Here is a 10,904-nt window from a genome sequence, read left to right as displayed (position 1 = left end):
AGCCCACCAAATTGAGTATTGTTGGCAAACAAAGAAGGTGCTGGATGAAAACCGACCATCTTGAAAAGGTGCTAAAAGCAGGAATTTCAAAATTGATTGAAAACTAAGCGCTCATGCGTTCACCCTGGGTCTCGACACCGTTTACCGGCGCCAGGGCCATGTCGGGCCATTCTCCCTGCACATAATGGTTTTCCAGGTCATCTGCCAGCATAATCACCTGTTTGTACCGTAAATCTTCCAGGCGACGAATACCGGCATTGTCCTTTCTCACGATAATGCCAATGAAGGAAATATGGTGAGGAATGGCAAAATCATATAAAACCTCAGCCTCTGGTGTGGCCGGCATGGCGGCCATATCGATCTTTCCATCCCTGAGCTGTCGGGTGACTTCTATCCATGGCATGGCTTTAAATTCCACGTCCATTTCCATGGTCTCTGCCAATAAACGAACCAGTTCAATATTAAAGCCAACGGGCTGGCCTGCCGGATCACTGGCTTCAAGCGGCAGAAATTGCTGATCCAGCGCATAAACCAGCGTTGGCCTTTCTGCAGCAGACGGCGAAGCCATGTTTATCCAGAGCAGGGAAACAAGAAACAGGTGACATGTCCAGCCGCCCAGGCCGGAATGCCAGTAATGACTGCTTTCCATAACAATTATCCTTTTTCGGTTATGTCCCGTTCGTTAATTGATACGGGTGCCCGGCAATCAAAAGGCTTTATATGAGTCCTTATTCTACGCTGATGCCAAGGCTGGCAACAATGAAAAAGTGCAAAATGGCATGCGAGTGATGCAACTTGACAAACTGAGAGGGAATTCCCGGTAAGGAAGAGGAGTAGATATCCTGCGCTCCCCTCTTCCCCTTCTTTACTTTTCGGTATTCAACCGATCCAGCCGCTTATTGGCGGCGCTTTCGTGGCGCTCTACTTTGCTGGTGTGCAGATATTGCGAGGTGGTGTCTATGCTGTCGTGGCCGGCATCGGCCTGCACGTGAGACAACGGCCGGCCATTGTAGTTGATGTCGTGGGTAATGCCGGTGTGACGAATGGCGTGCACGGTGAGCGTGCGCATCTCACTGGCGTCCTGATCAAATCCGTCGGTCATGGCGGCTTCGGCGGCCTGTTCCAGCAGTTCATTGAGCAGCTCGCGCAGCTGGCGAATGCCCAGGTTGGCGTTCAGCAGGCCCTGATCCCTGCCCCGTCCGGCGGCCCGGTGGCGCACAAACAAGGGGGTGCTGTCACTGGGCGACGGCAGCGGCGACAGGCCCAGGTGCTCACGATAGCGTTTGAGGGCGTCCAGCAGCTCGCGGGACACGGCCACGGTGCGTTTTTTGCCGCCCTTGCTTACCGGAATATAAAAGCTCCAGATGCCGGTTTTGGCGTCCCGGCGAAACTGGCTCATCACCGGCGAAAAGCCGGGCCGGGCCGCCACTTCCGAGATACGCAGGTAGCAGCCGTACATCAGCGACACCAGAAACAGGGTACGTTCGTGGCGTTCCGGTGAGCCCTCGGCCAGGGCCTGGGCGGTGTTCATTACATAGGACCATTGCAGATCGCTGAACACCCGCACCTCGTCTTCTTCACTCAGTGGAGCCACCACCGGAGCCGCACTGCCAAAGCGGCTGTGGCGCATCCACATGGCGGCCGGGTTGCGCTCGGTCACTTCTTCATTAATCAGGTAGCTATAAAAGGAAGACAACACCGCCATCTTGGTTTTCAGGGCCTTGTCGCTGAGCCGGTAGGCTTGCTCCACGCCATCGCGTTTTTTGCCCAGAAACGGCCGCCACAGCGGATTGGGCCGGCGTATCCCCAGCTCCTTGTCGGTCACGAACTGAGCCACATTGCGGTAGGCGATCAGTTCCCGCGGCGGGGCCAGGCAATAGTCCACATAACGGTTCATGGTTCGCCGGGTGATCTCCACCGGTGAAATTTGCTCCACGTCCAGGCACCAGTGCAAAAAGGTGGTCAGCTCGCTGCGGTAGGTCTTGTAGTTGTTTTCGCTGTAGCGGCTTTCCAGCAGCCATTCCATGGCATGTTCATAGATAAAGGCGGCGTCGGGCACCCGGTTCAGGGTGATGTCGGCAATATGCTGGTTGACCAGGCTGTTGCCTTCTTCCAGATGCTGGGGCGCATCAAACAGGGGCAGTACGGGTGGTGTGTCCATGGTGTGTGTTCGGGCATGGCAAAAAAGAGGCTGCGCATAGTGCCGGGAAATGGTCTCGCCGGCAATCATGCCGTGCTCAGTGCCGGATCTCGAACAGGAAACGATAGGTCAGCGGCTGGCCCTGGTGCTCCACTTCCACCACCCAGGCCCACAGCATGCGGGCTTCGGTACAGCTGCCCACCAGTGCTTGCCCCTGCCAGCGTCCTTCGCCTGCCGGCTCAAGCAGTGCCGGCAGGGTACCCATATACATGGTTTCCCCTTCCAGTACGCTGCGGACGAGGGTGACATTCGGATCTGAAAAGACAATGTTCAGCTCAAAGGGCATCTCCGCCTGCAAGGCCTCGGCATGAAGACTGGCTGTCGCGGTAAGATTTTTTTGCTGCTGCGTGCAGGTAGTCTGACTCAGATCACAATAAGCAAGTTTTTCTGATGCAGGCTCGGTGGCCTGCTCGTCATCACTGCAGGTGCGCAGCCAGAAAGCCGCCGATAACACCGTCATAACGACTAAAATTTGCACCAGTTTTGGACCTGTCAGCCGATCTCTCATGAAATATTACATCCTGTTTTTGGGTCGTTTATGTCGTTTGCTTGATCTCGATCAACGCGTGCAGTTATGCCGTATGACCGGGGTGAAGAGGCAATCATATTACTGTTTATACTGTTTTTTTGGCAGCCACTCATTTATCATCTGTGCCGGTTTTGGCCACGGCTTTGCTTTGTTAACAAAGAGTTAACATGCATTGACGTAACCGAAGCCACAAGAGATAAGAGAAACCGGTTTAACCTAAATCCTTCCGATGTGGCACTCATGAGTGAGCACAACACCTGAATAACAGCAGTGGAAGCGGAACTATAACGATGAGTCAAACTAATAATCAACCAAACTACAACTACACCGTAGTTCGTCAGTTTACGGTCATGACCGTGATCTGGGGCGTTGTAGGTATGTCGTTGGGCGTGCTGATTGCAGCACAGCTGATCTGGCCTGCCCTCAACTTCGAAACACCCTGGCTGACCTACAGCCGTCTGCGCCCGTTGCACACCAACGCGGTGATCTTCGCCTTTGGTGTCAGTGCACTGATGGCAACCTCCTTTTACGTGGTGCAACGCACCTGTCAGGTTCGCCTGTTCGGTGGTCCCCTTGCTTCCTTTGTGTTCTGGGGATGGCAGGCGATTATCGTCTCGGCGATCATCACCCTGCCTCTGGGCTACACCTCGAGCAAGGAATACGCCGAGCTGGAATGGCCGATTGATATCGCCATTGCAGTGGTCTGGGTGGCGTATGCCGTCGTGTTCTTTGGCACCATGTACAAGCGTGTCACCTCTCACATTTATGTGGCCAACTGGTTCTACGGCGGCTTTATTCTGACCGTGGCGGTGCTGCACATCGTTAACAGCATGGCCATTCCGGTCAGCGGCCTGAAGTCCTACTCCGTGTACTCCGGTGCCGCCGACGCCATGATCCAGTGGTGGTACGGTCACAACGCCGTGGGCTTCCTGCTGACCGCCGGCTTCCTGGGCATGATGTACTACTTTGTGCCCAAGCAGGCCGGCCGTCCGGTTTACTCTTATCGCCTGTCCATTGTGCACTTCTGGGCGCTGATCACCCTGTATATCTGGGCCGGTCCGCACCACCTGCACTACACTGCCCTGCCCGACTGGGCTCAGTCTCTGGGTATGGTCATGTCCATGATCCTGTTCGTACCGTCCTGGGGCGGCATGATCAACGGCATCATGACCCTGTCTGGCGCCTGGCACAAACTGCGTTACGATCCCGTTCTGCGCTTTTTGATCGTGTCCCTGTCGTTCTACGGTATGTCCACCTTTGAAGGCCCCATGATGGCCATCAAGACCGTAAACGCCCTTTCCCACTACACCGACTGGACCGTGGGTCACGTGCACTCCGGTGCCCTGGGCTGGGTTGCCATGATCTCCATCGGCTCCGTCTATCACCTGATCCCCAACCTGTTCGGCCAGCAGCGCATGTACAGCCATGCTCTGATCAACACCCACTTCTGGCTGGCGACCATTGGTACCGTGCTTTATATCGTGGCCATGTGGATCAGCGGTGTGATGCAGGGTCTGATGTGGCGCGCAGTGAACGAAGACGGCACCCTGACCTACAGCTTTGTTGAAGGTCTGCAGGCGTCCTACCCGTTCTACTTCGTGCGTTTCCTGGGCGGTTGTTTCTTCGTGGCCGGCATGTTGCTGATGCTGTACAACACCTATCGCACCATCAAGGCGCCGAAAGGCTCCCTGCAAGCCATTGCCCAACCGGCCTGATTAAGGAGACTCGTGAATGCAAAACCGTCATGAACTGGTCGAAAAGAATGTCACCTGGTTGGCAATCCTGACCGTGATAGCCATCAGCTTTGGTGGCCTGGTTGAAATCGTGCCGCTGTTCTTTCAGCAGCAGACCAACGAACCGGTGGAAGGCCTGCGCCCCTACACCGCGCTGGAAATGGAAGGCCGCGACATCTACATCCGTGAAGGTTGTACCGTGTGTCACAGTCAGATGATCCGTCCGTTCCGTGCCGAAACCGAGCGCTATGGCCACTACTCCGTGGCCGGTGAAAGCGTGTGGGAGCATCCCTTCCTGTGGGGCTCCAAGCGTACCGGTCCGGATCTGGCCCGTGTGGGGGGACGTTACTCCGACGAATGGCACCGTGTGCACCTGCTGAACCCGCGTAATGTGGTGCCCGAGTCCAACATGCCGGCGTTCCCCTGGCTGGAAACCAACGTGCTGGATGGCAAGCATACTGCCGAGAAACTGCGCGTCTTCCGGGATAACTTCGGTGTTCCGTACACCGACGCCGACATTGAAGGTGCCGAAGCGGCCGTGAAGGGCAAAACCGAAATGGATGCCGTCATCGCCTATCTGCAGTCCCTGGGACACGCCCTTAAATAACCGGAGTCGATATGGATTTCAGTACCTTGGAAGCGCTCAAGCCCATACTGATCAGCTTTCAGACCCTGGCCCTGCTGGTGCTGTTTGCAGGCATCGTATGGTGGGCGTTCAGCAAACGCAGAAAGAACAAGTTTGATGATGCCGCCAATTCCATCTTTGACGAGGAAGAGCGGAAGAAGCAGCGCCGGGGTACTGAGCAGGATCGCGCAGGAGCTAATAAAGAATGAATACTTTTTTAAGCATTTTTGTAACCGTGATCAGCCTGGGCACCATTTTTGGCTGCCTGGCACTGCTGATCTGGTGCAATAAAGACAAAATGGGAATGGAAGAAGGTGCGCCCACCGGGCACACCTATGACGGCATCTCCGAACTGAACAACCCCCTGCCCAAGTGGTGGACCTACATGTTCATTTTCATGGTGGTGCTCTCACTGATCTACCTGGCTCTGTATCCGGGCCTGGGCAACTTCAAGGGTCTGCTGGGCTGGCAGAGCTCCAACCAGAACGTTCAGTCTCTGGAAGAGTCTCGTGCCGCCTCCGCCGCCGCCCGTGAAGAAGGTCGCCTGGTACAGTATGAGCGGGAAATGGTGAGGGCCGACGAGGTCTTCGGCGCCAAGTTCCGTGAACTGGCCTATGAGGCCGATGGCCAGAGCTACCGTGCCATTGCCGACATCGCCCAGGATGAGGAAGCCACCAAGGTAGGCCAGCGTCTGTTCCTGCAGAACTGCGCCCAGTGTCACGGCTCCGACGCCCGTGGCGCCCGCGGCTTCCCCAACCTGGCGGATGCGGACTGGCTCTATGGCGGCACCCCTGATGCCATCAAGACCACCATCATGCACGGCCGCAAGGGCGCCATGCCCGCCTGGGGCGACAGCCTGGGTGAGCAAGGCGTACAGGAAGTGACTTCCTACGTGCTGAGCCTGTCCGGCCGCAAGGTGGATCCGGTAGAAGCTCAGAAAGGCCAGGCCCGTTTTGCCATGTGTGCTGCCTGTCACGGTATGGACGGCAAGGGTAACCACGCCGTGGGCGCCCCCAACCTGACCGACAACATCTGGTTGTATGGTGGCTCCCGCGCCGCGGTGGAAGATTCCGTTCGCCATGGTCGTGCCGGTGTCATGCCTGCCTGGAAGGACATTCTGGGTGAAGACAAGGTGCACTTGCTGGCATCTTACATCTACAGCCTGAACCACTGACAGAGCCTTCGGGCTTTGAATTGAAAGCCCCGCTAGCGGGGCTTTTTTTGTTATATTAGCCGTCGACCTTTTTCGCAGTAGGAACTCTTGTTATGCATCGTCCCTGGTATCAGCAATTCTGGCCCTGGTTTCTGATCACCCTGCCCCTGTGCGTGGTGGTGGCCAGCCTTTATACCCTGCATCTGGCAAGCACCAATGCCGATACCATGGTAGTGGATGACTACTACAAAAAAGGCCGCGCCATTAACCAGGATCTGAGCGAGCTGAAAGAAGCGGAACGCTTGGGTCTGGTGGCCGAGCTCGGCTTCAGCGATGGCCAGCTGACCCTGGTCATGAAGGAAGGCGAACACAACAATGGTGAAGCCATTTACCTGCTGCTCAGCCACCCCACCCTGGCCGAGCAGGACGTTCAGGCACTGCTTACCAGTGATGCCAATGGCGTATACCGCTTCCGCCCCGATCACGAACTGCTCAAGGGTCAGTGGAACCTTCAGCTGGAAGCCTTTGACAAGCGCTGGCGCATGCAACAGCGCATTTATTTGCCCACCGCCGACCGGCTGCTCATCCGCGCCGGGAGCTGAGCATGAGCGGTTGTTTTCATTGTGGCGAGCCCTTGCCTGCCGGCAACGGCTTTACCGCAACCCTGGAAGGTGAGTCCCGCCCGTTCTGTTGTCCCGGTTGTCAGGCGGTGGCCGAGACCATTATCGACTGTGGCCTGGGCAGTTATTACCAGCACAGAACCAGTACCCCGCCGAAGGCCGGGGCGGTGCCGGAAGAGCTGCGCCGGCTGCAGCACTATGATCTGGATGACATTCAGCAGGACTTTGTGCTGGAACGGGATCATCTGCGTGAGGTACAGCTGTCCATCGGTGGTCTCAGCTGTGCCGCCTGCGCCTGGCTGATTGAGCGTCATCTGTCTCAGATCCCCGGTGTCACCCTTATTCAGGTCAACACCACCACGGAACGGGCCCGGCTGTGCTGGGACGAACGCCAGACCCGACTCAGCACCCTGCTCGCCGCTTTTGCCCATATTGGCTACCAGGCCCGTCCTTTTCTGCCTCACCAGCAGGAGCTGGATTACAACCGGGAGGTCAAATCCTATCTGTTGCGGCTGGGAGTGGCCGGCATCGCCAGCATGCAGGTGATGATGGTGGGGTTTGCACTCTATGAAGATCTGTTCCCCGATATCGATCCCGGTCTGGTACAGCTGTTTCGCTGGGTCAGCCTGTGGCTGTCGGTACCGGTCATGGCCTATTCCGCCCTGCCCTTTTACCGCAATGCCTGGCGGGGCCTGAGAAACCGCGCCCTGAACATGGACTTGCCGGTATCGCTGGCCATGCTGTTTGCCTTTGTGGCGTCGGTCTATGCTACCGTTACCGCCACCGGCGAAGTGTATTACGAGTGCGTGTCCATGTTCGCCTTTTTGCTGCTCACCGGCCGCTTTCTGGAAATGCGCGCCAAGCGCCGGGCATCGGAAACCACCGCCAACCTCACCCATCATATTCCCATGCTGGCCCGGCTGGAAACCGGTGGTGACGAGCAGGAAGTGGCCGCCAAAACCCTGATGCCCGGTCAGATCGTGCGGGTATCCCCCGGCGCCGTGATCCCTGCCGACGGCGATATCATTGAAGGAAGCACCAGCGTGGATGAATCCATGCTCACCGGTGAGCACCTGCCGGTGTCGCGCAGGCCCGGTGAGCCGGTGTTTGCCGGCACGACCAATGTGGAATCGCCACTGCGCATTTGCGTCAGCCGGCGGCTGGCCGATGCCCGGGTATCGGAAATTCTGCGGGCGCAGGATGATGCTCTGCAGGACAAGCCCAAAGTCGCCGTGCTGGCAGATCAGCTGTCCCGCTATTTTGTGGCGGCGCTGCTGCTGGCCACCCTCGCCACCTGGCTGGTATGGCTGCAGCTCGATGCCGATCGCGCCTTCTGGATCATGCTGTCGGTACTGGTGGCCACCTGCCCCTGCGCCCTGTCACTGGCCACCCCCACGGCCCTGACCGTGGCCACGTCCCGCCTGACCCGGGGGGGCGTACTGGTGCGCCGGGCTCATGTGCTGGACACCCTGCCCAAGGCAACCCGCATGGTGTTCGACAAGACCGGCACCCTGACCCGGGGCAAGGTGGCCCTGGCAAAGGTAAGCCTGCCGGGCGCACTCGCTGAACAGCGCGCGCTGGCCCTGGCCGCCGCCCTGGAAAGCGGCTCGGAACACCCCATTGCTCACGCCTTTTTGCCCTATGCCGATGCCGCGATTCGAGTCGGCCAGCGTCAGAATCATATTGGCCGGGGCGTCAGCGGCCAGATTGAAGGGCAAACATGGTGCCTGGGCAGCGGAGCCTGGCTCAATCCCGGCGCCGAAGACCGCGATTTGTGCGTTTATCTTGCCAATGAGCAGGGCCTGCAGGCCCGCTTTACGCTGAATGATCCACTGCGCGACGAAGCCGCCGAGCTGATACGCCAGTGCCATGCGCAGGGGCTGAAAACCACCATTCTGACCGGCGACGGCTCCGGCCAGGCAGAATATGTGGCCGGGGCGCTCGGTGTGAGCGAACTCAGAAAAAACGCCACCCCCGACGACAAGCTGGCTTATCTGCGGGAATGCGCCGGGCGTGGCGAAGTCTGTCTGATGGTGGGCGATGGCATCAACGATGCCCCCGTGCTGGCCGGCGCCCATGCCTCCTTTGCCATGGCCGGCGGTACCGATATCGCCAAAAACAGCGCCGATGCCATTCTGCTGGGGGATGATCTGCGTCGCCTGCTGCTGGCCCGGCGACTTGCCGCCGCGGCCCGGCGCGTCATTAAACAGAACTTTTCCTGGGCCCTGGGCTACAACCTGATCGTGCTGCCGCTGGCGGCCACGGGTCATGTCTCCCCCTGGTTTGCCATGCTGGGCATGTCGGCCAGCTCGCTGATTGTTATTTCCAATTCCCTGAGGCTATCCCGCATATGAACGGTGACACCATCTGGTATCTGATCCTGCCCATCGCCCTGATCCTGCTGGTCGTGGCCATTGCCGTGTTCTTCTGGTCGGTCAGGAGTAATCAGTTTGAAGACCTGGATCGCCAGGGCAACAATATTTTGTTCGACGATGATCAGGAAGCTCATCGCCGTGCCCAGGACAGTGACAATGACCGGTCAGCTTGATCCCTTCGCCGCGCTGCTGATCGGCCTGCTGGGCGCCGGCCATTGCATTGCCATGTGTGGCGGGGTGGCGGCGGCCTTTTCCATGGCCATTCCCGCCGGGCAGCGGCGCTGGAGCTGGCTTTATCTGCTCAGCTATAACGCCGGCCGCATTCTGAGCTACGCCCTGGCGGGGGCGCTGGTGGGCGGTGTGTTTGCCGGCCTGGCCGATATCAGCATGGGCAAACAGGGCCTGCTGTGGCTGCGGCTGCTGGCCGGTATCATGATGATACTGCTGGGGCTCTATCTGGCTCGCTGGTGGAATGGCCTGCTGGCGCTGGAGCGGCTGGGCAATGGTCTGTGGCGGCATATCAAACCACTGGCCGGACGCTTTCTGCCCTTTCGCACCCCCCTTGCAGCCCTGCCCTTTGGCATGATCTGGGGCTGGCTGCCCTGCGGTCTGGTGTATTCGGCACTGACCTGGAGTGCTGTTTCGGGCAGTATGGCTCAGGGGGCGCTGGTAATGGCGCTGTTTGGCCTCGGCACTCTGCCCACCCTGCTGGCGCTGGGAGGGCTGGCCGGTTCACTCAGGCACTGGCTGAACCATTCACGGTTTCGCCGCGCTTCAGGCATCCTGTTGATTTTTTACGGAATATTCAGCCTTTATCAGGCCGGCATGTTGCTTTTCCCAAGCTATTAACCGGTTTTTATTGGTGCTATGATTCAGATTGAGTATTCATCAGGCGACGAAGCACATGGGAAATATCATAAAAGCCGGCAAGCCGGCCACCAGCCAAAGCATACACTGCCAGGACTGCAGCATCAGCCAGCTGTGCATTCCGCTCGGACTCAACTCCGATGAACTGGACGAGCTCGACAACATTATTGAGCGTAAAAAGCCCATTCAGAAGGGTCAGGCGCTGTTCAAGGCGGGTGACGAACTCAAATCACTTTATGCCATTCGCGCCGGAACGGTAAAGTCCTACACCATTACCGAGCAGGGCGACGAGCAGATCACCGCTTTTCACCTGGCCGGGGACCTGGTTGGCTTTGACGCCATCAATAACGGTACCCACCCTTCCTTTGCCCAGGCACTGGAAACCGCCATGGTATGCGAAATTCCCTTTGAAGTACTGGATGAGCTTTCCGGTAAAATGCCCCGTCTTCGCCAGCAAATCATGCGGCTGATGAGCAACGAGATCAACGGAGACCAGCAGATGATACTGCTGCTGTCCAAAAAAACTGCCGAAGAGCGTCTGGCTGCCTTTTTGCACGGCCTGTCCAGCCGTTTTGCCCAGCGCGGTTTCTCACCCCGCGAGTTTCGCCTGAGCATGACCCGGGGCGACATCGGCAATTATCTGGGACTGACGGTAGAAACCGTGAGCCGGCTGCTGGGTCGTTTCCAGAAAAACGATCTGATCGCGGTGGAAGGAAAATATATTCGCATTCTGAACCAGCCCGATCTGGCTCGTCTGGCCGGTGTAGCCGAAGCGGAATAACCCGCGCCACAAGGAGGTGCC

General features: G+C 58.0%; 12 protein-coding genes. 9 read left to right on the top strand and 3 right to left on the bottom strand.

Annotated elements, in window-relative coordinates; genetic code table 11:
• Nucleotides 1-103: 103 nt before the first annotated feature.
• The 3 genes from DA373_RS12675 to DA373_RS12665 all read right to left on the bottom strand — a co-directional run bounded on the left by DA373_RS12675 (nucleotide 104) and on the right by DA373_RS12665 (nucleotide 2,708).
• Nucleotides 104-649, bottom strand: coding sequence for a transporter substrate-binding domain-containing protein (locus DA373_RS12675; protein WP_107852671.1), 546 nt, complete (start codon nucleotides 647-649; stop codon nucleotides 104-106).
• A gap of 216 nt (nucleotides 650-865) precedes the next feature.
• Nucleotides 866-2,161, bottom strand: coding sequence for a tyrosine-type recombinase/integrase (locus DA373_RS12670; RefSeq protein WP_107852676.1), 1,296 nt, complete (start codon nucleotides 2,159-2,161; stop codon nucleotides 866-868).
• Nucleotides 2,162-2,237: 76 nt separating this feature from the next.
• Nucleotides 2,238-2,708, bottom strand: a complete 471-nt coding sequence (locus DA373_RS12665; protein WP_107852670.1) for a hypothetical protein — start codon at nucleotides 2,706-2,708, stop codon at nucleotides 2,238-2,240.
• Nucleotides 2,709-3,019: 311 nt separating this feature from the next.
• On the opposite strand from DA373_RS12665, the gene ccoN reads away from it, so the two are divergent.
• From ccoN to DA373_RS12620, 9 genes are all read left to right on the top strand, one after another.
• The gene (gene ccoN, locus DA373_RS12660; protein ID WP_107852669.1) at nucleotides 3,020-4,444 is read left to right on the top strand and encodes a cytochrome-c oxidase, cbb3-type subunit I; all 1,425 of its coding nucleotides are present in this window, start codon (nucleotides 3,020-3,022) and stop codon (nucleotides 4,442-4,444) included.
• A 16-nt stretch (nucleotides 4,445-4,460) separates the two neighbouring features.
• Nucleotides 4,461-5,069: a cytochrome-c oxidase, cbb3-type subunit II gene (ccoO, locus tag DA373_RS12655; RefSeq protein ID WP_107852668.1), complete on the top strand. Its 609-nt coding sequence runs from the start codon at nucleotides 4,461-4,463 to the stop codon at nucleotides 5,067-5,069.
• Between the two features lie 11 nt (nucleotides 5,070-5,080).
• On the top strand, nucleotides 5,081-5,296 hold the full coding sequence (locus tag DA373_RS12650; protein ID WP_107852667.1) for a cbb3-type cytochrome oxidase subunit 3: 216 nt from the start codon (nucleotides 5,081-5,083) through the stop codon (nucleotides 5,294-5,296).
• The gene (gene ccoP, locus DA373_RS12645) at nucleotides 5,293-6,261 is read left to right on the top strand and encodes a cytochrome-c oxidase, cbb3-type subunit III (protein WP_107852666.1); all 969 of its coding nucleotides are present in this window, start codon (nucleotides 5,293-5,295) and stop codon (nucleotides 6,259-6,261) included. Before DA373_RS12650 ends, ccoP begins: the two co-directional genes overlap by 4 nt.
• A gap of 92 nt (nucleotides 6,262-6,353) precedes the next feature.
• The gene (locus DA373_RS12640) at nucleotides 6,354-6,842 is read left to right on the top strand and encodes a FixH family protein (RefSeq protein WP_107852665.1); all 489 of its coding nucleotides are present in this window, start codon (nucleotides 6,354-6,356) and stop codon (nucleotides 6,840-6,842) included.
• 2 nt (nucleotides 6,843-6,844) lie between these two features.
• A complete protein-coding gene (locus tag DA373_RS12635) occupies nucleotides 6,845-9,214 on the top strand; it encodes a heavy metal translocating P-type ATPase (RefSeq protein WP_107852664.1) in 2,370 nt (789 codons plus the stop codon).
• Nucleotides 9,211-9,408 (top strand): cbb3-type cytochrome oxidase assembly protein CcoS, encoded by a 198-nt coding sequence (gene ccoS, locus DA373_RS12630; RefSeq protein ID WP_107852663.1) that lies wholly within the window; start codon nucleotides 9,211-9,213, stop codon nucleotides 9,406-9,408. The genes DA373_RS12635 and ccoS overlap by 4 nt, the downstream gene beginning before the upstream one ends.
• Nucleotides 9,392-10,084 (top strand): sulfite exporter TauE/SafE family protein, encoded by a 693-nt coding sequence (locus DA373_RS12625; protein WP_107852662.1) that lies wholly within the window; start codon nucleotides 9,392-9,394, stop codon nucleotides 10,082-10,084. The genes ccoS and DA373_RS12625 overlap by 17 nt, the downstream gene beginning before the upstream one ends.
• A 55-nt stretch (nucleotides 10,085-10,139) precedes the next feature.
• Complete coding sequence (locus DA373_RS12620; RefSeq protein WP_107852661.1) at nucleotides 10,140-10,883, top strand: FNR family transcription factor; 744 nt, start codon at nucleotides 10,140-10,142, stop codon at nucleotides 10,881-10,883.
• The last annotated feature ends 21 nt before the right edge of the window (nucleotides 10,884-10,904 follow it).

Origin of the sequence: Oceanimonas marisflavi (genome assembly GCF_003049725.1) — a bacterium.
Classification (GTDB): domain Bacteria; phylum Pseudomonadota; class Gammaproteobacteria; order Enterobacterales; family Aeromonadaceae; genus Oceanimonas; species Oceanimonas marisflavi.
Note: the sequence above shows the minus strand (reverse complement) of the source record. Positions and strands in the feature narration are given on the sequence as shown.

Coding starts and splice junctions, on each gene's coding strand:
- DA373_RS12675 (WP_107852671.1), bottom strand. CDS start 649: ATGGAAAGCAGTCATTACTGGCATTCCGGCCTGGGCGGCTGGACATGT.
- DA373_RS12670 (WP_107852676.1), bottom strand. CDS start 2,161: ATGGACACACCACCCGTACTGCCCCTGTTTGATGCGCCCCAGCATCTG.
- DA373_RS12665 (WP_107852670.1), bottom strand. CDS start 2,708: ATGAGAGATCGGCTGACAGGTCCAAAACTGGTGCAAATTTTAGTCGTT.
- ccoN (WP_107852669.1), top strand. CDS start 3,020: ATGAGTCAAACTAATAATCAACCAAACTACAACTACACCGTAGTTCGT.
- ccoO (WP_107852668.1), top strand. CDS start 4,461: ATGCAAAACCGTCATGAACTGGTCGAAAAGAATGTCACCTGGTTGGCA.
- DA373_RS12650 (WP_107852667.1), top strand. CDS start 5,081: ATGGATTTCAGTACCTTGGAAGCGCTCAAGCCCATACTGATCAGCTTT.
- ccoP (WP_107852666.1), top strand. CDS start 5,293: ATGAATACTTTTTTAAGCATTTTTGTAACCGTGATCAGCCTGGGCACC.
- DA373_RS12640 (WP_107852665.1), top strand. CDS start 6,354: ATGCATCGTCCCTGGTATCAGCAATTCTGGCCCTGGTTTCTGATCACC.
- DA373_RS12635 (WP_107852664.1), top strand. CDS start 6,845: ATGAGCGGTTGTTTTCATTGTGGCGAGCCCTTGCCTGCCGGCAACGGC.
- ccoS (WP_107852663.1), top strand. CDS start 9,211: ATGAACGGTGACACCATCTGGTATCTGATCCTGCCCATCGCCCTGATC.
- DA373_RS12625 (WP_107852662.1), top strand. CDS start 9,392: ATGACCGGTCAGCTTGATCCCTTCGCCGCGCTGCTGATCGGCCTGCTG.
- DA373_RS12620 (WP_107852661.1), top strand. CDS start 10,140: ATGGGAAATATCATAAAAGCCGGCAAGCCGGCCACCAGCCAAAGCATA.